Origin of the sequence: Ginsengibacter hankyongi (assembly GCF_008710285.1) — a bacterium.
In the GTDB taxonomy this organism is placed as follows: Bacteria; Bacteroidota; Bacteroidia; order Chitinophagales; family Chitinophagaceae; genus Ginsengibacter; species Ginsengibacter hankyongi.
Map to the genome: position 1 here is coordinate 976,795 of NZ_VYQF01000001.1, position 21,660 is coordinate 998,454.

Below are 21,660 nucleotides of genomic sequence, written 5' to 3' on the forward strand. Positions count from 1 at the left end.
TGGTGGAAAAAGCAATCTTCGTTTTTAGTACCCTTGTTGTGGTTAATTTCTGTTAACAAACTTATATTTTAAACTGAACAACTCTTAATTAAGTTACGGAAACGTTTGCACGCAATTCAGGAATAGTAAGCCGTCCCTGTATTTCACGAATCAAACAATCCGCTATTAACATTCAAGCCGCCATCAACAGTTATGGTGGTGCCCGTTACAAATTTTGAGGCATTACTCAATAGCCACACAACAATCCCGTTCAATTCTTCCGGCTCACCAAATCTCTTAAAAGGAACTTTCTGAAGAACAGGATTTGATGGCTTTTCATTTATGGCTTTAATATCTGTATAGAAATTCCGGTTCGCATCTGTTAAAAACAGGCCCGGAACAATTGCGTTTATTCTTATCGCATCTTTATACCTGCGGCTCAGCTCAACTGCAAACCATTTTGTAAAGGACTCCACTGACGCTTTAGCCATACTGTAGCCCAGTATTTTGCCAATAGCACGCTTAGCTGCAATCGAAGAAATATTTACAATACTTCCCTTTCCTTGGTGTGAAATTGCATTACCAAAAATTTGCGTAGGTAATATCGTTCCCCACAGGTTTACATCCATGGTTGCCTTTAAATCATCGAGGCTCATATTGAAAATATCCAATTCCTTTTCTGCTTCATCGGTCATGCTGCTTCCCGCTGCATTTACCAATCCATCTATTTTACCATAGGTGTCTAATACAAGTTTCCGGGCATTGGTTAAATCATTTCTGTTGGTAACATCCGCACAAAGGGCAATGGCTTTTCCCCCTTCCTTATTAATTTTTGTTGCCCGTTCTTCCGCTATTGCACGATTTCTTCCTAAAATACCTACCGTTCCACCCGCTTCTGCAATGCAGTCTATAAAAGACTTCCCGAGAATACCCGTACCACCGGTAACGACTACCACTTTACCTTCCAGTGAAAATGAATGACTCATTATAATTTTGTTTAAAACGGATGATCGGGCGTTTTAATTAAACAGCCCGATTAATGGAAAATGCCAAACAATCGTCGATGAATTGAAATTGATTACTGTTGTAAACCTGAATTTTTAATCTTTTGCATGAATTTGGATCAAAATTCCCGGATTCGATTGCTCCCACAGATCTTTATTTACGGAAACGTTTTCGGAAACGTGCCTGTACTGCGTTTGGGGCAAACAATAGATATAATCAACAGCAAGGGAAAAACTACGCCCTTGTACTTCCCCTCGGAATAAGCGTAGATTTTAAGATGATTTTTTCGTGAACATTCATCATATTTTTCTTTTCCAGGTAACGGAATAATTGCAAGGCAGCCTGCTTTCCAATCTCGTATGCAGGCTGGGTAATAGTGGTAAGACTGGGACTCAGCAGGGACGATATTTCCAAATTGGAAAAACTGATAATTTTTAATTGCTCAGGTATTTTTATTTTAAGTCTTTCACACACATTATAACTGGCAATAGCCAGCTTTTCAACTGAAGCAAAAATACCGTCAGGCCTGTTTGGCCCTGTAAGCATCTTCGAAATTAATTCTTCATTTTCTGCATTATTATTGGTAAAACGCATTACCAGCCGCTCATCTATACTAATATGATGTTTCTCCAGGGCAGACATATACCCTAACATTCTTTTATTGGAGATCGATAAATACCTGGACAAATCCAGGTATGCAATTTTTTTACAGCCGCAACTAATAAGGTGCTCAGTAGCTGCAAAGCCGCTTTCATAATCGTCAGTGGTAATGTAGCTGCTTTCAATAGATTCGCATATCCTGTCAAAAAAAACGATAGGTACACCTTTACTTTTAAGTTCAATCAGGTGATCGTAATTATTTGTCTCCGATGAAAGAGAAATCATAATCCCGTCGACCCTGCCATTTTGCAGGTGATTGGCGAATCCTATTTCTTTCTTAATATTTTCGTGAGTAAGATAAATGAGTACGTGATAGTTTTTTTCCTGCGCCACGTATTCAATTCCATTGATAGCTAATGCAAAAAAGTTATTGGTGATTTCCGGAATTACCACTGCAATGGTCATACTTTTATGCTTTCGCAGGCTGCTAGCATAAGGGTTAGGATGGTAATTTAATTTCTCAGCCATTTCCCTCACCCTGGTTTTCGTTACATCACTTATCTCATAGCTATCTCTTAAGGCACGGGAAATTGTGCTGATAGATAAATTGAGATTTTTGGCTAGCATTTTAATATCCACACTCATAAGCAATCGATGATTGAAGGTACAAAACTTAATCATGATTTATTTCTTTACCGGTTTTCTATCCGCAAAATAGAAGCAGAAATAAGTTGCAGGCATCACGGGCCGGCGCTACCAAATGCTATGCTGATAAGGCTTTTAGCGGTCGATGATTCTATTGGACCTCGAATTAAATTGCCGGAAACTATTTCCGAAAACGTTTGCGTAAATAGCTTTCGTTGAGGCTGTTTAGATCATTTGCACCAGAAATCTTTTATTTTTAAACGAGTGCCCGCCCATAAAACTGAAAAGAACAGCTACTTCCAAATACTTTGCAGGTTTGCGTAACTCAATTTCTTAATGATGAGTTTTTCTTTTGCATGTAGGGTAATCTTATCATAAGATTTAGAGGGGAAAAATATTTCAGTCATAACCGTTAGTCCGTCATCGGCAAATAATTCAACCGAGCTTACATCTATAATCAACGATAGATTCATGCCATTATTTTTAATGAAACGCGGTGCAACATCTCTGGCAGCGAAATCTTTTTGAAAACTTCTTTTACCTGATTTAGTTCTGTCAATAAAAAATTGGGTGTCGCTTTTATTGTAGCCAATCATTAATTGTTCTCCCATATCATTAGACAGGACCACAGAAAAATCTTCTACAGTATCCATACTTAAGTTAAGTCTGCAGGGAAATTTTACGGCACCTGTTTTTTGATGTAGATCCAAATTCTTATCTACAACAATGTTGCTGACCGTTATTGGATGTTGTTGAATTATATTCAATTCTTTCACCGGCTCAGAAACTACCAAAATGTCTTTACCTACATGTCTCAATTTTAATTCCCGTGGTATTGTCATTGCATTTCGCCATCTAACGGTAGGAACAACATTCGCATATAACCAGTTACTCATCCACCCTAAAAATATTTTTCGGCTGCCTGTATTTGACCAGGTGATTCCGGCATAATCATCGGGGCCATAATCCAGCCATTTTGTGTTGTTATTGGACGTAGTAAATTTATTACCATCAAAAGAACCCACGAAATATTGAGCGCCCGAACCAAGGTTGGGCGCTCCCGGATTTATATTTACAATAAGTATCCAAACCGTTTTACCATTATCGTCCAGTGCAAATAAATCGGGGCATTCCCATACGCCGCCATGTGCACCGATATGCTCTCCAAATTCACTTTCTTTTTTCCAGTTTAATAAATCAGGCGAGGAATAAAACGTTACCCTGTCCTTTGTTGCTAAGGTCATTATCCATTTTTTACCGGGCTCATACCACATCACCTTTGGATCACGAAAATCGGTAATACCAGGATTTTTTAATACCGGGTTATGATTATATTTTTTCCATGTCTTTCCATCGTCATTACTGTAAGCAATGCTCTGGTTTTGGTAATTATTTCTATGCGCTTTTTCTCCAATTGGATCATGACTTGTAAAGATGGCTATTAGCGGAGCATGCCCGTTTTGCCCCAAACCCGAAGTATTGCTTTTATCTACCACTGCGCTTCCTGAAAAAATATACCCCAGGCTATCGGGATATAATGCAATAGGTTGCTGCTTCCAATGTATTAAATCTGTACTGGTTGCATGCCCCCAATGCATGGGTCCCCACACGGTGCTATCAGGATAATATTGAAAAAATAAATGATAAACGCCTTTGTAATACACCATCCCATTCGGGTCGTTTACCCATTTTTCTTTGGGTGAAAAATGGATTTGAGGCCTGTACATTTCATGATAAACATCTTGTGCTCTACCGGTAGATGCAAACAGGATATTTATAAATGCTGTAAGAAAAATTAAACTGATTCGCTTCATCAGAATTTTATATTTGAAACGGTGGAAAAACAAATTATTTAATTGCGCACATCTTTAATTAAACTGCTGGCATATGCGATGGATTTTTTGCTTTCATAAGTTTCGCTTCCAGCTCTTCCAACGGTACACCTTTGGTTTCGGGCATTTTAAAAATTACCCATAATAATTGTAACACCATCATCAACGCAAAGAACAGGAAGATGGGTGCCGCACCAAATCTTGCTGCCATTATTGGAAAAATTGTTGTTATTATTGATGCCAAAACCCAATGCGTGGTGCAACCAAGCGACTGCCCATATGCCCGAACGCTATTGGGAAATATCTCCGAAATAAATACCCAGATAACCGCGCCTTGCCCGATTGCATGAGAAGCTATAAATACAAAAAGCAATAGAGGAACCACCATACCACCTGCATGCCCTGAATAAAATGCATACGCAACGGAGGCTAATGAAATAATGTATCCAACAGAACCTATTAACATCAGTTTCTTCCTGCCAATCCTGTCAATAAGATATAAGCCTGCCATGGTAAAAACCAGGTTTACCAGGCCGATGCCGGCGCTTTGGAGAAAGGCTGCCTGCTTGCCAATTCCCGCAAGTTCAAATACCCTTGGCGCGAAATAAATAACTGCGTTTATGCCTGACAGCTGGTTAAAGAATGCAATAAGGATTGCCAGGAAAATGGGAACGCTAAATCTCTTGGATAAAAACGCTGATAGACTCTCCTTCTGCTGTTCTTCTTCAATTTGTTTGTGCAGCGCAAGAATCGCCTCATCTACACCCTCGGGGTCACTTATTTCCAAAGTTTTGCGGGCAGTATCATAGTCGCCCCTGTGTACCATTAACCACCGTGGGCTCTCAGGAACGAAGAAAACAAGAATACAATATATTAAAGCGGGAATAGCTACAACGCCTAACATCAAACGCCAGCTTTCATCGCCTCCAACCCCTTGTAAAAGATAATTCGAAAGATAGGCTACTAAAATTCCAAAAACAATATTGAACTGGAAGGTAGCAACTAATTTTCCCCTGTTTTTAGCCGGGGCAATTTCCGTGATATACATTGGTGCTACCACGGAAGAGGCGCCAATTGCCAATCCCCCTAAAACGCGGAAGACCATAAAAATATAAACTCCCGGAGCAAGCGCAGAGCCAAATGCAGAGATTAAATAAAATATCCCGATCCAGAGGAGGGTTTTCTTTCTACCAAATTTAGTAGCGGGAATTCCGCCAAAGAGTGCGCCTATTACAGTGCCGTAAAGAGCGATGGCTATGGCTATTCCATGTAGTACATCACTTAATTGCCAAATCCTTTTTATATCCTGTTCGGCCCCGGAAATTACGGCCGTATCAAAACCAAATAAAAATCCTCCGAGAGCAACTACTATGCTCCATAAAAGCAGTTTTCTGTTCATACCAGGCAATTTTGAAAGTCTAAGATATACAATCCGTTTGAGTATTTCACCAGGGCTTTTTTCCATGTATCGGGTAATGCTCACTGTTATATCATTGATATTTCACAGGATTATAGGTAAACGGCCCTCAATGAATTACCTGTACCCGACTTTTTTATTGAATCGTCCGCTGTTATCAACCGGTATGTTAAAAAGTTTTCACTGACCGGTTCGTTTTTGGAATTAAACATCAATAAATTTGATTTTCATCCAAAACTATTTTTTGCTGCTTATGAAATTACTTGTTACCGGCATTTTCATTTTGCTTATATTCTTTGCTCCTTCCATAAATGCCCAACCGTTTTTTGCCGTGTCTGCAGGAATATCTAAAGACCTTAATAATAAAAAAACTTTTTATGCAGCTCCTGTCACTTTTCGTTGGAAGCTCTTTAAGCATTCGGGCTTTTTTATTGAGGCGACTAACGAAATTGGATTTAACCGGCTCACTCACGCAGACGCATACACCGCAAATGCTCAATTGCCCGAACACGTGGTGTTAACAGAAAAGGTAAGGCCCTCAGCCTTTTCCATGGGTATTGGTGGAGCGATAAGACTTTATACCAATAAAAAGAATAACCAGCTAACACTAAATCTTTCCCTGGGCATTTGTGATGAATACTTCGCCATTAGCTACCGGAACTATGATAAAGTAAATTATGAAGTGCTGAACCCCGATGTGGCCAAAGATTTTTCGGGTGTGTATGCTGCCATTGCAGGTGTGTATAATTTTCATAAAAGAAAACAGGATATGTTTATTATGCTTCGCTTACAAAGCCCTTCTTCGGCAGGGCCCGGTGACCGTTATGTTTTATCTTACGATCAAACAGCGCCTGTACAGCTCACTTTTGGATATAACCTTTTTTATAAAAAATTATAAAATGAAATATTTTAATCGCCTCCATCTTTCGTTTATACCGTTGTTTTTTTTAACCACATGCCATTCCTGGAATTTTTATGCTGATCCTGATGACAAGGGGTTAAGCAGGTTTACCTCCCGGGGTTATAATATTGCAACAAGTTATATAAATGGAAGTCCATTCAGGAATATAGGTCTGTATTATCCTTTGTTGCAGAAAGATTCTACCGGCAATTCAATTGATACATTGAAATTCACATGGCCGCTATATCCCAACGATTTGCCGAACAGGTCTGCAGCTTATGATAACATTTCTTTCCTGTTGCCGGTTCCTGCTACATTTACCAAGAACGATTTCCTGACTTTCAATGGGCACAGGTTCGCAAATTCGATACCGGTCATTCTGAGGGAAAGTTCGTCAAAAAGTATTTCGGGAATTGCCAGTTTATATTTTGTTTCAATAAGTGAAAACTTAGCATCCCCGGATTACAGGTATCTTAAGCTATCCGGGCTATTTGACGGGAAAATCGGTGACTCTGTTCTTATTACAAAAGGCCGATTCGATTTTGAAGTTGGTGAAAACGGATTAAACTTTTAAATATAAAGTTATAGGCGTGGCCCTTTCATATTTCCCGCTTCCAGTGTTGGCAACCGCCAAAAAGCTCAATAATTTCGACTGGTTATTCTTTTCTATTTATCCAGGAACTCTTCAATCAAATTAATTGCATTGAACGCTGGCATTTTCCCTTCTTCTAAAGATTCTATGGAACCTAAATAAGTTCCATGGCCGCCCGGGAAAATGGCTAGTTCACTATTTGAAATAGTACGATACATTTCCACTGCATGTTCAACACTGCCCACGTCTTTGGTGCCATTAATAATCAAAGCAGGCGCTTTAATGGATTTTATTTGGTCGTCACTCCAGCCCCTAAATGTCTTCATCCTTTGCACATCCCTGTTGAACATGTTCAGAAGTCCCGCTTCATCATTATTAGTAACCTGTAAATAGGCTTCTCTTAAAACCTGCGGCATATGGTACAGCGTAGCATGGTTAAATCCATCCCAGAATTGAGGAACCACTGCACTTAGTTTATAAAATGCCGATGCAATAATTATTTTATTGATTAAGGCCGGGTAACGAAGGGCGATCTCTATAGTGGTTTGTCCACCGTTACTAAACCCCAAAAAATCTGCTTTTGCTATGTGCAGGTTTTTGCAGAGTTTGGCCACATCGTCTGCATCCTGTTCGAAAGAAAGATAGGCAGGGCGATCATTGGTACGCCCGTGAGCCTGCAATTCCATGGCGATAACCTGGCGATGCTTTGCAAGTTCCGGTATTATATTGCCAAAGGTGGTTTGTATGGTTGAACCGCCTCCGTGAATGAGCACCAGCGGCTTCCCGGATCCATATATTTCATAATACATAGTAAGGCCATTCACTTCAGAGTAACCACTGTTGAATTGCAAACTGTCGTTCATTGTTATTGTTGTTGTAGTTAAATTAATCCTTTACGTGTTATTGCCGGGTGCAAAAATCGACCTGGAATATTGAATAAGCAATATTATGGCAGTTTATTTTTCTTTTCGGGTTGGCTACAGGTTTCCAGGCTTTCAATAATTGTCAATACTAATATAAGATGCTACTTCGCCATTACAAAGTTTGCAGGTTCTTTATGTGATTTTTTATAGATGCCGCTTTGCCATACACTCCAAACATAAAAAGATCGCATTGCTTTTTAATGTGCCGGCTTCTATGTAATGTGTAATGGTTTATTGGTCGCATTCATCTTCTCACGGAGTACTTCGTTAATAGGCTGTCCTAATTCTTTCAGCCGGTGAATGTGTGAATAAAATGCATTCAGGAAAGACGGTTTTAAATTATAAATAAAGCCGAATTCTTTTGCCGTTTTTTCAACTATGGGAGCAATCTTTCTGTAATGGATGTGGCTGATATTTGGAAATAAATGATGTTCAATCTGGAAATTCAATCCTCCAACATAATACTCAAGGAAAGCATTGTTTCTTGCAAAATCTGAGGTAGTACGTAATTCGTGAACCGCCCATTCCCTGTCAATAATGCCTTCTGCATTTGGCAACATCTGCTCCGCACCTTCCACTACGTGTGCCATCTGGAAAACGGTACTTAAAATACACCCGGCCACCCAATGCATCACAAAAAAGCCAAGCAAAACCTGCAACCAGCTGAAAGGCGTAAATAGAACAGGAAGTCCAATGAAAACAAATAAATAAAGGATTTTTACAATTACCATTTTAAGGTATTCAGCAACAGGATTAACATTGTATTTACTGGTAATGCCCACCTTGTTAAATTCCAGCAGTTGCGTAAAATCATTGATTAATTTAGAAATAGTCATCAATCCATAGAAAAAGAAAGCATGAATGTATTGATACCGGTGGATCTTTTTGAGGGGTGCATACTGAGACAAGCGGATCGGGCCTTTTGAAGCTATATCCTGGTCGTATCCTTCAACATTGGTATAGGCATGGTGCAGGAAATTATGTTGTATTTTCCAGTTGAATACATTACTCCCTAATAGATACATAGTTCCACCCAGGAGTTTGTTAACCCATTCTTTTTGCGAATAAGATCCGTGAACTGCGTCATGCATTACGCACATTCCAATCCCGGCCATACCTGCACCAATTAAAGCCACCATCAGTAGGGCTAACCACGCATTCATCGGCACTACAAACAGTAATACAAAAGGAATAATATAAAGTGATAGCATTACAATTGTCTGTATTACCAGCCTTGCATTGCCCTTTATGGAAATTCCATTGTCCCTGAAATAATCGTTAACATTTTTTCTTACAGCGAGCGCAAATTCCTTTTGCCGGGCATCACTGCCAATAAATTTCATAGTTTTCATACACCTTTAATTACATAGCATAAAATTATCGAGAAGACAACATTTTGGGAATGATTATGATCAGAAAGTAAGATGATAAAAAGCAATTTCGAGCCGTGAGGAATAACGTTTCGTCCTGCCAGATTTAATAAGACGGCTTTAAATTGTAATCTTCTTAATAGTTCCCAACATCAAACGTTCTACAACGAATATTTTATGTAATATAAATATGCTTATTGTTTAGCTTGCTCACCAGGTCCTGAAAAATCTCTTCTCACCTTTTTCAATGATTGTTATCAGTTAGTTTAATGATTCTTGTCATTTTAGAGGGTTAGTTTCCATTATAATTTCACAGGGTTTTTATCTCCCATTCCTCAATTAAAATATAGGGGGATGTTTTATAATTCCCTGCCACAGGAAAGAAATATTCATTGCTGTCCCTATTAAGATCAAATAACTGTCAGGCATAGCTACGTTTTATTACATTTTAAATTATTTATCATGAAAATCATTACATCAAAATGGCTGCAGCATTTGTGTTTGCTGGTCATTTCACAATTGATCGTTACTTCTGCAATTCTTGCCCAGGGGTTTTCTCCTGCTGTGCAATTAAGATTGCAACATATAATTGATAGTTTTCAGAATAACCCCGCCAACCCATTTGTTGGTGGAATGTCTGTAGCTATAAAAGCAGATGGCCTTGCCCTGTGGCAAGGCGCAACGGGTTATGCGGCCCGCAACGTCGATGAACAAAACAACCTGTTGCCCGGTGGTACTCTTTTTACTACGGGTATGCTTTCCCGTATGTATAGTGTTACAAAAACATTTACTGCACCACTGGTGCTTGAATTGGCAAAAGAAGGATTCTTTAGGCTCGATGACCCCGTTAGTAACTTTATCCCCATGCAGCTAATCAACCCGGGGCTTAACCCGAATGTGACGATTCGCCAGTTGCTGGCACATGAAAGTGGTTATTCAGACTATACAGATGAATACATGTTGCAGGTCGCTGTCGCATTTCAGCCCACCCATGTATGGACTGCATTTGAAACCATCAGTTTTTGTCACCAGATTAATACGCCCGGTGCAGAACGCAGGTATAGCAGTACCAATTACATTATGCTGGGGGCTATTATTGAAACGGTGACTCACAAGCCAATTGAGCAGTATTACAGGGAACGATTTTTTACTCCGCTGGGTCTCTCCTCAATGTATTTGGGAGGAAGAGAGCCGCAGGATGGTCATGGTGTATTGGTAGCTCCTCATGATAATCTTAGTCCGTTCAATCCTATTTTTCAATTAACCGGTCAGCCAACATTTCCCGATGCTTACACAAATATCAGCCGCTTCCCTTCTACTGCCATTGTATCTCTTGCTTTTAGTGGCGGCGGAATTGTTACTAATGCCGCAGACATGGCAGAATGGGGCAATTCACTTTTTGGCGGAAGAGCTACCAGCCAGGACATCCTGGATACTATGTTGAAATCAATTTCTCCAACACCTGACGATGGGGGCGATTTTCTCGGCTATGGACTATGGACCAATAAGAAAATAAGCGCTACTGATTCCTTTGTTATGCATAATGGTATTGCTCCCGGTTACAAAGCGCTAATGGCATATCAGCCTGATCGGAAGATGACCATTTCTATCCTAACGAATTATTTTGGTTGTGATCCTTACGCAATTGCTAAAAAATTGTATGAAGCATTGCCGAATTTCTTGTGCGGCAACGATAACCGCAAAGAATGGAAAATACTTCTTTGCTACAAAGGAAATGATATATGTGTCGCAAGACAGGCAGCGCCTGAGCTGATCAAAAAGGGTGCGTGCCTTGGTTCATGCGCACAGCAACCACCTGCAACAAAAAACATCAGTGCAGTTAACGGCGATGAACAAAAAAGAATAAAGGAGGAAGGAACTTTCACAGTTTTCCCCAACCCGTTTACCAGCCAGGTAACGATACAATTTAAAGTAGCGCAAAGCGGAATGGTGAATTTGCAGTTGTATGATCTGAATGGCAGATTGGTTAAGCAACTCTTTTCAGGGAACATGCGGGAAGGAATGATGAAACAAATAACACTTCAGTCTTTAGGATTGCCGGGGGGCACGTATAGCTGCCGACTCCAAACTACTGCAGGCTCAAGCCAACGCATTTTAGTGTTGAATAAATAACAGGATAAAGATGAAGATTTTATAAGATTTATTTTATCAGCAACGTCCTTTTTTAAGGACGTTGCCTTATTTATTGGCTTCATTTTAAAATCATCTACTCCTACCCCTGGCCGTTAGTCCTCAACAATTAAAACCCGAGTGAAAAAAAAATGAATATAACTAGTTGCATAAATTTTTGGTGATATAAGCCGTATATTTAAATTCCGTTACTCAAGCCTGGGGTTAAGGAGCGACTTCATGCACACATGTATTTAATGTAATGGAGTGCCACACGATATCAATACCAAAGTCGGCTGCTTTTTCTGCTAGCTTTTTTTTTGCGCTTCGGGTGAAAGGCACCCCGTCTGGCTCCGGCAAACTGATTTGTGCAGCGGGCCTTGATATTCCTAAAAAGCCCCCAATTAAGGGGGCCTGGTATCTAAATACTATTTAACTTATTTGCAACCCAACTTAGCGCAGCCTGCTTTATCCGAACACGCAGGAGTGCAAACTTTTTGAGTGCAATTTTTACAGCTCTTTTGTTTGCCATGCCCAGAAGGCGCAGCCATTGATGCAAGCGATAAACTACCTGCAATGGCCAACAACCATATCTTTTTCATGATGTATTTTTTGAGTGAATGAATATTGTTTCTCTTACCGGTTAAGCAACAACCGGGGGCCGCCATACTTCCTTGCCAACACCTGGCAATACGTTTGCTTTTAAGGAAACAAATTCCCTGTTATGTTGAGCTACAGGGACACTGGTATTACTTATAGAATGACATGTAAAAAAATTGCCTAACGGGCAATTGAGGCAATTACTTCCGTCGCAGGTGGTAACCGGTTTATTGTTGTTTTTTTTATGGCATTTCATTTTTACCTTACAACACATTGTTTTATCGTTATGCCTACTGCCAATTGCTAACGGTATTTTTACCAGTTCAGCGGTATAAAATAAAATAGATAACAATATTATAATAGCCGGCAATTTCATTAATATGAAAATATATAAACGTTCGCGAAACTCCAAACCGCTTATCAAAGTACCTGCTTAATACCTATAGGCATAATAAAAAAGTATTTCTGAGAAATGGGCTACGGTTATGCAATAGCTGGTTTTCCGCTACAACATAAAAAGACTATCAGAATAGACCGGCTGCGGTATGGGACAGCAGTCCCGAACTATTTAATAATCTACGTGTAAATTGGGAATCACGTACATAGGAGGCTCACTTTAGAGTTCGTACTTTCCGCCAGGAAGTTATTGCCCCTGTATCCCGCTTTATTGTGAGTAAATCTTTAGGTAGGCGCTTTAGAACGCCGCTAGTATTGCCCCTGGCGCTTTCAGGTTTAAACTTCAATAGTACCCGTCTTAACTTTGCCGGCCCGCTTGTAACTGGCAATAATAACACCACCCGGTGTAACAATACTCTCTGTTAATGTAAATGCTGCCGGAATGGTTCCATTCGCAAAAAGCTTTTTTCCCTTGCCCAAAGTCAAGGGGTGAATCTTCAGCCTGAGTTCGTCTACAAGGTCATTCTTAAGCAGCAACTGAATGAGCTTGCTGCTACCCCAAACCTGGATGTCAGCGCTTTTTGAACTTTGTTTGCCGGCTGGCAGACTTTTAAGTTTTTTGATGTCAGACACGCTCTTTATTACTACCGAGTTTTTCCACCCCGTAACTAACGGGTCCGATTTTTTCAGATTTTTGGAGAACACATATTTTGTGCCTGCATTAATACCTGGCCAAAAGTCTCCATGTTCTGGCCAGTAACCGGCCCAAATCTCAAATGTTTTTTTGCCCAAAAGATAATCTGCTGGTTGCAGTTCTTCCTGCACCACCTTACCATAAACTTCGTCACCATAAGGTTCAGTCCAGCCGCCATATTTAAAACCGCCTGATGTATCTTCCTTAGGGCCGCCGGGTGCCTGCATCACGCCATCCAAAGTAATCATAGATAAGACAATTATTTTTCTCATGTTATTTATGCCCTGCTTACCCGCAGGTAGGTTTAAAAAATTTCTTCACCATCCGTTTTCTTAAGATACAAATCTCGGCAATAATTATCGTGCTATTGTACTGAAAACGCGACAATCTAAGCGGCCGGATACGACAAGTATTGATAAACCGCGTAAACAGATGGAATTGTCGATATAGCATTTTCTGACTCACGATAAAGCCTGCCGTGCTGAAAATTAATATCGTTCAGCCCATACCGTTAGCCTGGATGAAAAATATAGATGCCATTATATACAAACGATGAATATCCTTTCATAACGAATATCTCTTCCTGGTTACTCATAAATACTATTCGCCTTTTATCAAAAAAACTATCAAGTAATACCTGGAATGAGCGATAATTTTCGGATTACCCGAACAAACCAGGTTACGATGATCATACAACCATTGGAGCAATCGGCAGGGGTAAATCTGTTGTACTGCGGTTCGGGTTACACTAATAAGATGAGGCTTTAATTCTTATTATTTAACTTTATCAAAGGCCAGGCTGCGCTTCCCTGCGGGCGAATATTAAAATTCCCTACCTGTACGCTAGTGATGAGCCCGGGTTATAAGACAAAAAATACTTTACTAAATAAAAGAGCAATATGTCAATTACAAAAGAGTCAGAATTAATGGGAATGACAAAAGCAAGCGAAGCTGTTGCGCTCACTTTAAAAGAAATGAGGAAGTTTGCCAGGCCGGGCATGACCACAAAGGAATTAGACAACTATGGCGCACAAATCCTTAACGACATGGGAGCTACATCAGCACCTAATTTAACGTACGGTTTTCCCGGGTATACCTGCATAAGTGTTAATAATGAATTTTGTCATGGTATACCATCTCACAAAAGAATACTTAACGAAGGTGATTTAATTAATATCGACGTGTCAGCAGAATTAAATGGCTTTTGGTCGGACAACGGAGGCTCATTTGTCCTGGGACCGGATGTACACCAGCACCAAAAATTGATTGAGGCATCAAAACAAATTTTATATAAAGCAATATATAATATAAAAGGTGGGGTTCGCATTGCTGACATTGGGTTCTTAATTGAAGCTGAGGCTAAAAAAAGAGGTTATAGAGTTATTAAAAATTTAACCGGCCACGGAATAGGAAGAAGCCTTCATGAAGAACCTGGTGAAATAGCTAATTACAGAGATAGATTTAACCAAACAAGATTTAAGAAGAATTCTGTAGTGGCCATTGAAACATTTATCTCAACAACGTCAACCTATGCTAATACTCTAAATGACGGCTGGACGATGGTTGGCAATAACGGCGGTTTTATGGCACAACATGAACATACTATTGTTGTTACTGATGGCGAACCAATTGTGTTGACAGAAATGAATGAAATATGGAATTAAATAATCTAAATTTAAATAACAATCAAAGACAAAAGCCTGCAAAACCCTACTTTGTGGGCTATCAGTAACAATCTTTCAGACTTTCAATGTTCCGCTTTTGTTTATATCTTCATCAATGGTTTTTCAATGAGCTCACCTTAGGGCTGAACAGCATAATTCCAACATACCGGAAGTCCTGACGTTAGCTACAGCGCAACAAAGCATCAGAAAACATGAGCAATGCAAATGGGCAAGAAGAAACCAGGCTGAATGAGACAGCCAGGCTGGAAGCATTCAGCGATGCAGTGTTTGCAATTGCCATTACTCTTTTAGTGTTGGAATTGATACAGATGCTGCATGTTCAGGTTGGAGAAAGTTTACTTCAATTTTGCCTTCATCATTGGGAACCATTTCTTGCATTTTTAATTGGCTTTCTAACCATCCTCATCTGTTGGATAAATCATCATCACGTATTTACCTACATAACAAAAACCGATAGCAAACTTCCCTGGGTGAATGGTTTCGTATTACTAATGATTACATTCACTCCCTTCCCAACTGCACTGCTTGCCGAATTTTTAAAAACGGATGGCAAATTTGCCGTAGCCATTTTTGGCTTCAATTATTTTATGATTGCAGTGGCCTCGTATTGGCTCTGTGCTTATTCATACAATAAATTTCTTATAGGCGGTAACAGGGAGCTTTTTCATTTCATCAAACTAACGTACGGCTATAGCATCATCTATACACTTGTTGCTTTTATTGTTTGTTTCATTTCTATTCCGGCAGCAATCGTTCTTTATGTAATATTGTTTTGTGTATTTGCTTTCCCGAAGGAATTTGCAATAAAACTCCAAAAAAGAAAACAAAAAAAATCAAGAAAATCGCGTCAAATCAAAAGACGTGATTGACTATGCAGATGGTATCCTTTTTCAATCTATTTTTTCAGTTGTTTCTTTGCTTGTTTTATAAACATTCGGATCAAAAAGCTCCATATACAATTCTGGTTTTGGCAATTTAATAAAGCCATACTTTTCATACAGCCAATCTGCTGTTGAAGTAAGCAAAATCCAACGTCGTAATCCTTGTAAGTCAGGATGACCCATTACGGCTGCCATTAGTTTTTTTGAAAGCCCTTGCCCGCGATAATTGTCTAAAACATAAATGTCACCTAAATAGGCAATAGTTGAAAAATCAGAGATCACTCTTGCAAACCCGATTTGTTTGCCCTTATGAAATAGTCCGAAGTTTAGTGAGTTTTCAATAGAAAGTTTTACCCTTTCAAAAGGAATATTGTCGCTCCATCCTGAATGCTTTGATAGAAAGTCGTGAATAGCCACCACGTCCATTTTAGTTTTGTCAGTTGTAATAAAAAAATCTCCAAAAGAATGTTCAGTCATTTTCTTTTCAGTTTTCTTTGTTCTGTTTTATTATTTATTGCTTTACAAGCCACCTTCGGTTCGGATTTCACGAAACATTTTTCTATTCCGATTTGTGAGACATGAACCTTGAATAATTTAAATTCTGCGCCCCAACAAAAATAATTTACACAGGCCGGACTTTTTTGTATATCTTTTCTTTTTAACTGCCACTACAAAACTTTTTACACTGCAATAAAATGCAGCAAATAAGTTGCCTGATCTATGAAGCCCCTTGTCATCATTTATGGTGGCCAACCATACAGCAGATAAAATACCCTTGCCTGCTGCAAATGATAAAATAAAAACGGGCGCTTATCTCGTAAGTGCAGGCCATTGCAACGGATGCCATACACAGGTCGATCGAAAAATATTGGATTTTAAAAATGATATGTATCTCGCTGGGGGTTCACTTTTTAAACGTGATAACTTTACGGTAAATTCAGCGAACATAACACCTGACAGCGCTACAGGCATCGGGGCCTGGTCACAGGAAATGTTTCTTGCTAAGTTTAAAAGCTACCGCGATCCGAAAACATATGCTTATGCGCCGGGCAGGTATAACACCATCATGCCATGGACTATTTTGTGTAACCTTACTGATGGTGACCTCAAAGCCATTTACGCTTACCTCCGCAGCATAAAGCCTGTAAAAAACAAAGTAGATAAGTGGCCGCAATAAAACTTTTGTGCTTTACCGTTTTCCTTTATGCCTGGGCGTTATGTTGAGTGTTGTAGATTAACGAGGATGCCTATGTCCAGGTGTCATGAGACACGAAACTGAAGCTTTTATTGTTTCGTGTGCTACCCAATCAAGGCAATAGTTTAAAATTAGTGATGTTACTATTCCAATAGTAACAATTTTAAAATGGGTACGATTTATGTGCCTGCTTTAATTGTCTAAATTATCATTCACACAAAGACACGGGGGAAACTAAATGAAAACTTTTACCTGTGCATAAAAATAAACAATGAAAATATTAATGGTTTTAACATCGCATAGCGAATTAGGGAATACCGGGCACAAAACCGGTTTTTGGATAGAAGAGTTTGCGGCTCCTTATTATACATTTAAGGATGCAGGCGCAACTATTACAATAGCTTCACCCAAAGGCGGGCAACCACCTATCGATCCAAAAAGCGCTGAACCCGCCAGCCAGACGGATGCCACCCGGCGTTTTGAAAAGGATAAAGAATTGCAACAATTATTGGCAAACACAAAAAAGCTATCAGAAATTTCAGCAGGAGATTATGATGCTGTATTTTATCCCGGCGGACATGGCCCATTGTGGGATCTTGCCACTGATGCAGACTCAATCCGGTTGATTGAAACCTTCTGGAAAAATAATAAACCTGTGGCCGCTGTTTGTCACGCACCTTCAGCTTTACTGAATGTAAAAGATGAAAATGGAGTGCCCCTTGTAAAAGGTAAAAAGGTAACAGGGTTTACCAATACAGAAGAAGAAGCTGTTCAACTAACCAATGTAGTGCCCTTTTTACTGGAAGACGAATTGAAAGGCAAGGGTGGTATTTATTCAAAAAAAGAAGATTGGGCCTCGTATGTATTGCAGGATGGGTTATTGATTACCGGACAAAATCCGGCCTCCTCCGAAGAAGCTGCCAAACATTTGCTTGCAGTTTTAAAAAATAACAAGGTTTCTGGCAAACCGGTTTAATGACTACAACGCCCGTGCAATAGCTCAAAGTTTACAGCCTGGGCTTTGCCGGGCGTTCTTGTGCCGGCAGATGGCTCTTTCTGAAGCTTCATAATTGATGTGTTGAAATACTGCAGTTACATTTTTGCGCTTTACTTACCCAAGCGTACTTATGCCTTCCCAAAATCATCCCATGCCCGGGTTCGTCTCACGAACACTTTTCTATTATATTTAATTTTTATTTACCCTTATCATTTGGATTATTTAAATAATAGCATATCACATCAGGATCTGTCTTATCAGGTACATTCGAATTCCTGAAAGAGAATCCCTCCAATAATTTTATGGAACGCTGATTATCTTTATGAAAGAAAGCCTCAATTTTTTGGACTCCAATTGTATTGAATGCGTAATCAATAACTTTGTCTGCAGCCTCCTGCATTATTCCTTGTCTTTGAAAGTTTGTCAAAAGTTCATAACCGATCTCACATTGCTCAATTTCATCTGAAAAGCCGAAAAGACAAATTGTGCCAACCAAGTCGCTTTCGCCACTATAAGTTATTGCCCAATATATAGAGACATTTTTATCAATATTATCATTAACAGCATTTATAAATTGCCTTGCGTCATCAAGAGTACCAGCTATTTTTCTGTCAAGAAATTTATTTATTTCAGTATCAGAACGTAGCGTGAAAATTGCTTGTTCGTCATCAGTTACCAATTGTCTAAGCGTAAGCCTTTTCGTTGTTAAAACAGGAAAAGGTTTGAAAGTTGTATTTAGCATTCTGTTATTTTAGCTTGTTAGAAATCGTGGTCATCATTGCCTGGCCGCTAACTTTAAAATATACAAAGTTTCTACCCCTCCAACTCGCGTATATTTTTTTAAAAAATCAATTATTAATACATTAAAATTAAACGAAAGTTTTAAAACTTTTGCAAATACAACCCCCAGTTGCACTTAGTGTGCTCGTAACCGTTAGTTACGCTATTCTTGAGTTTGCAACTAAGTATTCATGAATATTAAATCTATAAACAAAAATTCAATCTTAATAAGTCCGCATGGTTTGCCCTAATAATAATCTCTGGCACTCCTATAATATATTCCTCTGCTTTTTCTACAATGCCTGCATTACAGGTTGTATGAATGTATTCCGGTTTTTGCCCAACAAATGCTTCCGTATAAATTATTTTTGGTTGATTATCCTGTATCCAAAATTGGTATGAATGGTTTCTGCTATTTTGCTCCCCTGCTTCTTTAAATGTTTTTAACATCCCTGCTTACCGGCAGGCATTCTCTGCGGCTTTCGCCGGGATGTTCTTTTATTGTCTTTATAAATTGTTCGCTCGTATTTTTTTTAAAATATATCGCAGAGGCAGACTTTTGAGGGTAACACTTTCTATTATTACGGACGAGCCCATTAAGCTCATAACCTAAATCAATATGTATCCTTCCATTGAAGCATTCTTTAAAAAGAATTGATAATCGATCCAGATAAAACCTTTGTCTCCCCAGGAAGTGCCCCATGAATTCATAACCAAAAAAGAATTCCTGGTATCATCATATCCGCAGATTACCATTGAATGTAATTGTTCCAAAGGCCCACATCTGTCTTTCCAGATGAAAGGAGGAGTTATTTTGTCGAATCCTTCATCTGTTGTGATAGAAAAAATAACCGGCTTTTTTTCGAATATTGCTCGTTTCAATAATATTAGATTATGAGGATCTATCCATTTCCAATCTTTTATTTTATAGTTCCCGGCGTAGCGGCATTGTGTACTGTCGGGCTGAGTTAAATAATCATTTGCATTATAAGGCATGCAGTTTAATGGACAAGCTCCTTTGGTCTTAAATAATTTGAAATTGTCAATAAGGGCGGTAACACCAGATTTGCTCTTAGGCAGCTGGTTATATATGAAAGCGGGGCTTAAATTTTCACTGTCACTATAAGGCTTACCTGTTATACGGTGCATGTAATAACTACCTGCCCCGTAAACAGCCGCCCATGTACCGCAGGAAGATTGCTTTCCCTGGTCGCCGGGCACGGGCATATCAAGCGTTACGGCAGGCGGTAATGAATTAGTAGCCGATGTATAAAATTTGGTGGTATCAGTAACAGCTAATCCTGCATCAACCCAGTCACCAATTATGCTCATGGGGTTATTAGAGAAACCACTGATAGTTGTTTTGTTTTTATTATTAAAGACATTCTGACCTGGCAAAAAAGACACTGTAAGCATTGGGAAAGAAAGAAGTATTGCCAGGTTTTTAAGTCCCATAGATCGGTTTGGTTTTTCTTATTCGCTACCGAGGTGTTTGCAGGTTTTCATTAACGGATATCAAATCATTAACGGATATCGAATCTTAAAACGAAACGGGCAAGACGAGTATTGTATTCGTCCTTAAAAAAATTTAAGATGAGGAGAGATGGAAATTAGAGGGATGCTTCTTCTCCAACGATTTTAACGTTTATCAAGTTTTCCCACATTGTGCCTGGTAAATACTAAAGTGTAGAATTTATCCCGGTTTGAGAAGAAGTACCGGAAGGAAGGTATCCAAATGGGGATATTCAAAAACAATAAATATTCTACCTGGGAAAACAATAAATACATGAATTTAACAACTTCAATTTCTTTTAAAAAAAGAGTATGGTAACGACTTGCAAACCATATACAAAAGCTTGTTATCCTTTGCATTTTTTTGCGGTAGCTTACTGTAACCATTCCCCCGGCTCATAAAATATAATACCGTTGTGGCATAACAATTGATTTTAATAGCATATTAAATTGTTAACCAAATTTTATTTTATGAAACACTTAATTTTATCCTTATTCTTATTAGGAAGCCTTTTTTCAGGGTATGCTCAAAATGATACCACGAATAAAACACCGGCAATGCGGGATACAACTCCGGTTACTAATAATTCAACGACTAACAATAATATCATGGCAACTGATAGTACCGGTAGCGTAAACAACAGTATACAAAACGACAGCACGGCAGCTATGAACACGATGAAAACCGATAGTACCGGTAGCGTAAATAACAGCGTGCAAAACGACAGCACCGCAACTATGCACACGATGAAAACTGATAGTACCGGTAGCGTAAATAACAGTATGCAAAACAACAGCACTGCAACTATGAAAACTGATAGTACCGGTAGCGTAAATAACAGCCCCGTGAGCCAAAGCAATATGAATAGCTCTAGGAATGACAGCACTCAAATGAATTCATCTGCAAATACAAATTCACAGAATACTTCTTCCGGCATGATTACTAATAGCCAAAATGTGCAGGGACAACCCGGCTATGCTTCTCTTCCTATGTTGGAAAGTTATGTACCAGCGGACGTTGTTTCCAAAATAAAGTCAAAATACCCTACCGTTTATGATATCACTGCTGTTAAACACGGTGCGGATCAAACGGCATATGCCATAAGGCATCTCGATAATGGAGTATATCAAACTGAAATAATAGGTGAAGACGCTAATACCGTTCAATAACATTTTTTGTAGAAATAAATTGCTCAGGGTCTCCGATTAAAACGGGGACCTTTTTTATATATAGAAATACCCACATATATTATACCTTTTGGGTCCTGGCCTATTATCTGTAGTTCTTATTTTCTTACGTCAGAACCTCAGATTAACTATGGGCTTGCTGCTATACTTCCAAATGGGACAAGCTTAACCCGATAATATGTGTTATTGCTTCAAGGTTTGCAGTTTTATTTTTATGGCACAGGTATGGCCAGCGCACTTTGCTCAGCTACCAAACCTGCGCCAGCGTTACTTTTTAATAGTCGAAGAAGCGGGAAAGATACTTGCGCGAACAGCGGGGGACAAGTGTAACTAAGGAC

General features: G+C 39.2%; 21 protein-coding genes. 8 read left to right on the plus strand and 13 right to left on the minus strand.

The window, feature by feature from the left end:
- Nucleotides 1-143: 143 nt before the first annotated feature.
- The 4 genes from FW778_RS04030 to FW778_RS04045 form a co-directional block, all read right to left on the minus strand.
- Nucleotides 144-965: an SDR family oxidoreductase gene (locus FW778_RS04030; protein ID WP_150413300.1), complete on the minus strand. Its 822-nt coding sequence runs from the start codon at nt 963-965 to the stop codon at nt 144-146.
- 253 nt (nt 966-1,218) lie between these two features.
- Entirely contained in the window at nt 1,219-2,265 is a 1,047-nt protein-coding gene (locus tag FW778_RS04035) for a LacI family DNA-binding transcriptional regulator (RefSeq protein WP_150413301.1), read from the minus strand.
- A 257-nt stretch (nt 2,266-2,522) separates the two neighbouring features.
- Complete coding sequence (locus FW778_RS04040; protein ID WP_150413302.1) at nt 2,523-4,043, minus strand: glycoside hydrolase family 32 protein; 1,521 nt, start codon at nt 4,041-4,043, stop codon at nt 2,523-2,525.
- A 58-nt stretch (nt 4,044-4,101) separates the two neighbouring features.
- Nucleotides 4,102-5,460 carry a sugar porter family MFS transporter gene (locus FW778_RS04045; protein WP_150413303.1) on the minus strand — a complete coding sequence of 453 codons (1,359 nt, stop codon included), beginning with the start codon at nt 5,458-5,460 and terminating at the stop codon, nt 4,102-4,104.
- Nucleotides 5,461-5,731: 271 nt separating this feature from the next.
- On the opposite strand from FW778_RS04045, the gene FW778_RS04050 reads away from it, so the two are divergent.
- Together FW778_RS04050 and FW778_RS04055 are read left to right on the plus strand one after the other, a co-directional pair.
- A complete protein-coding gene (locus FW778_RS04050; RefSeq protein WP_150413304.1) occupies nt 5,732-6,376 on the plus strand; it encodes a hypothetical protein in 645 nt (214 codons plus the stop codon).
- A 1-nt stretch (nt 6,377) separates the two neighbouring features.
- Nucleotides 6,378-6,953, plus strand: coding sequence for a hypothetical protein (locus FW778_RS04055; RefSeq protein ID WP_150413305.1), 576 nt, complete (start codon nt 6,378-6,380; stop codon nt 6,951-6,953).
- A 92-nt stretch (nt 6,954-7,045) separates the two neighbouring features.
- Here the strand turns inward: FW778_RS04055 and FW778_RS04060 are convergent, their stop codons facing one another.
- A complete protein-coding gene (locus tag FW778_RS04060; protein ID WP_150413306.1) occupies nt 7,046-7,834 on the minus strand; it encodes an alpha/beta fold hydrolase in 789 nt (262 codons plus the stop codon).
- Nucleotides 7,835-8,106: 272 nt separating this feature from the next.
- Nucleotides 8,107-9,246 carry a fatty acid desaturase family protein gene (locus FW778_RS04065; protein WP_150413307.1) on the minus strand — a complete coding sequence of 380 codons (1,140 nt, stop codon included), beginning with the start codon at nt 9,244-9,246 and terminating at the stop codon, nt 8,107-8,109.
- Nucleotides 9,247-9,726: 480 nt separating this feature from the next.
- Between FW778_RS04065 and FW778_RS04070 the strand changes: the two genes are divergently transcribed.
- Nucleotides 9,727-11,397 (plus strand): serine hydrolase, encoded by a 1,671-nt coding sequence (locus tag FW778_RS04070; protein ID WP_150413308.1) that lies wholly within the window; start codon nt 9,727-9,729, stop codon nt 11,395-11,397.
- 434 nt (nt 11,398-11,831) lie between these two features.
- Here FW778_RS04070 and FW778_RS23015 read toward each other — a convergent pair whose 3' ends face one another.
- From FW778_RS23015 to FW778_RS04085, 3 genes are all read right to left on the minus strand, one after another.
- Entirely contained in the window at nt 11,832-11,996 is a 165-nt protein-coding gene (locus FW778_RS23015) for a hypothetical protein (protein WP_202552069.1), read from the minus strand.
- Nucleotides 11,997-12,037: 41 nt separating this feature from the next.
- Nucleotides 12,038-12,370 (minus strand): hypothetical protein, encoded by a 333-nt coding sequence (locus FW778_RS04080; protein ID WP_150413309.1) that lies wholly within the window; start codon nt 12,368-12,370, stop codon nt 12,038-12,040.
- Between the two features lie 356 nt (nt 12,371-12,726).
- On the minus strand, nt 12,727-13,356 hold the full coding sequence (locus FW778_RS04085) for a dihydrofolate reductase family protein (protein WP_150413310.1): 630 nt from the start codon (nt 13,354-13,356) through the stop codon (nt 12,727-12,729).
- Between the two features lie 627 nt (nt 13,357-13,983).
- Here FW778_RS04085 and map point away from each other — a divergent pair.
- Entirely contained in the window at nt 13,984-14,748 is a 765-nt protein-coding gene (map, locus tag FW778_RS04090; protein ID WP_150413311.1) for a type I methionyl aminopeptidase, read from the plus strand.
- A 212-nt stretch (nt 14,749-14,960) separates the two neighbouring features.
- A complete protein-coding gene (locus tag FW778_RS04095; protein WP_150413312.1) occupies nt 14,961-15,638 on the plus strand; it encodes a TMEM175 family protein in 678 nt (225 codons plus the stop codon).
- Between the two features lie 21 nt (nt 15,639-15,659).
- Here the strand turns inward: FW778_RS04095 and FW778_RS04100 are convergent, their stop codons facing one another.
- Complete coding sequence (locus tag FW778_RS04100) at nt 15,660-16,127, minus strand: GNAT family N-acetyltransferase (RefSeq protein WP_150413313.1); 468 nt, start codon at nt 16,125-16,127, stop codon at nt 15,660-15,662.
- Nucleotides 16,128-16,380: 253 nt separating this feature from the next.
- Between FW778_RS04100 and FW778_RS04105 the strand changes: the two genes are divergently transcribed.
- Nucleotides 16,381-16,827 (plus strand): c-type cytochrome, encoded by a 447-nt coding sequence (locus FW778_RS04105; protein WP_150413314.1) that lies wholly within the window; start codon nt 16,381-16,383, stop codon nt 16,825-16,827.
- Between the two features lie 289 nt (nt 16,828-17,116).
- The gene (locus FW778_RS04110) at nt 17,117-17,821 is read left to right on the plus strand and encodes a type 1 glutamine amidotransferase domain-containing protein (protein ID WP_150413315.1); all 705 of its coding nucleotides are present in this window, start codon (nt 17,117-17,119) and stop codon (nt 17,819-17,821) included.
- Between the two features lie 217 nt (nt 17,822-18,038).
- Here the strand turns inward: FW778_RS04110 and FW778_RS04115 are convergent, their stop codons facing one another.
- From FW778_RS04115 to FW778_RS04125, 3 genes are all read right to left on the minus strand, one after another.
- A complete protein-coding gene (locus FW778_RS04115) occupies nt 18,039-18,584 on the minus strand; it encodes a GNAT family N-acetyltransferase (RefSeq protein WP_150413316.1) in 546 nt (181 codons plus the stop codon).
- 242 nt (nt 18,585-18,826) lie between these two features.
- Nucleotides 18,827-19,072 carry a hypothetical protein gene (locus tag FW778_RS04120; RefSeq protein WP_150413317.1) on the minus strand — a complete coding sequence of 82 codons (246 nt, stop codon included), beginning with the start codon at nt 19,070-19,072 and terminating at the stop codon, nt 18,827-18,829.
- Between the two features lie 159 nt (nt 19,073-19,231).
- A complete protein-coding gene (locus FW778_RS04125; RefSeq protein WP_150413318.1) occupies nt 19,232-20,077 on the minus strand; it encodes a C1 family peptidase in 846 nt (281 codons plus the stop codon).
- 528 nt (nt 20,078-20,605) lie between these two features.
- On the opposite strand from FW778_RS04125, the gene FW778_RS04130 reads away from it, so the two are divergent.
- Nucleotides 20,606-21,304: a hypothetical protein gene (locus FW778_RS04130; protein ID WP_150413319.1), complete on the plus strand. Its 699-nt coding sequence runs from the start codon at nt 20,606-20,608 to the stop codon at nt 21,302-21,304.
- Nucleotides 21,305-21,660: the final 356 nt, after the last annotated feature.

Bases quoted from the DNA above. Each gene is read 5' to 3' on its own strand.
- FW778_RS04030 (WP_150413300.1), bottom strand. From the start codon at position 965: ATGAGTCATTCATTTTCACTGGAAGGTAAAGTGGTAGTCGTTACCGGT.
- FW778_RS04035 (WP_150413301.1), bottom strand. From the start codon at position 2,265: ATGATTAAGTTTTGTACCTTCAATCATCGATTGCTTATGAGTGTGGAT.
- FW778_RS04040 (WP_150413302.1), bottom strand. From the start codon at position 4,043: ATGAAGCGAATCAGTTTAATTTTTCTTACAGCATTTATAAATATCCTG.
- FW778_RS04045 (WP_150413303.1), bottom strand. From the start codon at position 5,460: ATGAACAGAAAACTGCTTTTATGGAGCATAGTAGTTGCTCTCGGAGGA.
- FW778_RS04050 (WP_150413304.1), top strand. From the start codon at position 5,732: ATGAAATTACTTGTTACCGGCATTTTCATTTTGCTTATATTCTTTGCT.
- FW778_RS04055 (WP_150413305.1), top strand. From the start codon at position 6,378: ATGAAATATTTTAATCGCCTCCATCTTTCGTTTATACCGTTGTTTTTT.
- FW778_RS04060 (WP_150413306.1), bottom strand. From the start codon at position 7,834: ATGAACGACAGTTTGCAATTCAACAGTGGTTACTCTGAAGTGAATGGC.
- FW778_RS04065 (WP_150413307.1), bottom strand. From the start codon at position 9,246: ATGAAAACTATGAAATTTATTGGCAGTGATGCCCGGCAAAAGGAATTT.
- FW778_RS04070 (WP_150413308.1), top strand. From the start codon at position 9,727: ATGAAAATCATTACATCAAAATGGCTGCAGCATTTGTGTTTGCTGGTC.
- FW778_RS23015 (WP_202552069.1), bottom strand. From the start codon at position 11,996: ATGAAAAAGATATGGTTGTTGGCCATTGCAGGTAGTTTATCGCTTGCA.
- FW778_RS04080 (WP_150413309.1), bottom strand. From the start codon at position 12,370: ATGAAATTGCCGGCTATTATAATATTGTTATCTATTTTATTTTATACC.
- FW778_RS04085 (WP_150413310.1), bottom strand. From the start codon at position 13,356: ATGAGAAAAATAATTGTCTTATCTATGATTACTTTGGATGGCGTGATG.
- map (WP_150413311.1), top strand. From the start codon at position 13,984: ATGTCAATTACAAAAGAGTCAGAATTAATGGGAATGACAAAAGCAAGC.
- FW778_RS04095 (WP_150413312.1), top strand. From the start codon at position 14,961: ATGAGCAATGCAAATGGGCAAGAAGAAACCAGGCTGAATGAGACAGCC.
- FW778_RS04100 (WP_150413313.1), bottom strand. From the start codon at position 16,127: ATGACTGAACATTCTTTTGGAGATTTTTTTATTACAACTGACAAAACT.
- FW778_RS04110 (WP_150413315.1), top strand. From the start codon at position 17,117: ATGAAAATATTAATGGTTTTAACATCGCATAGCGAATTAGGGAATACC.
- FW778_RS04115 (WP_150413316.1), bottom strand. From the start codon at position 18,584: ATGCTAAATACAACTTTCAAACCTTTTCCTGTTTTAACAACGAAAAGG.
- FW778_RS04120 (WP_150413317.1), bottom strand. From the start codon at position 19,072: ATGTTAAAAACATTTAAAGAAGCAGGGGAGCAAAATAGCAGAAACCAT.
- FW778_RS04125 (WP_150413318.1), bottom strand. From the start codon at position 20,077: ATGGGACTTAAAAACCTGGCAATACTTCTTTCTTTCCCAATGCTTACA.
- FW778_RS04130 (WP_150413319.1), top strand. From the start codon at position 20,606: ATGAAACACTTAATTTTATCCTTATTCTTATTAGGAAGCCTTTTTTCA.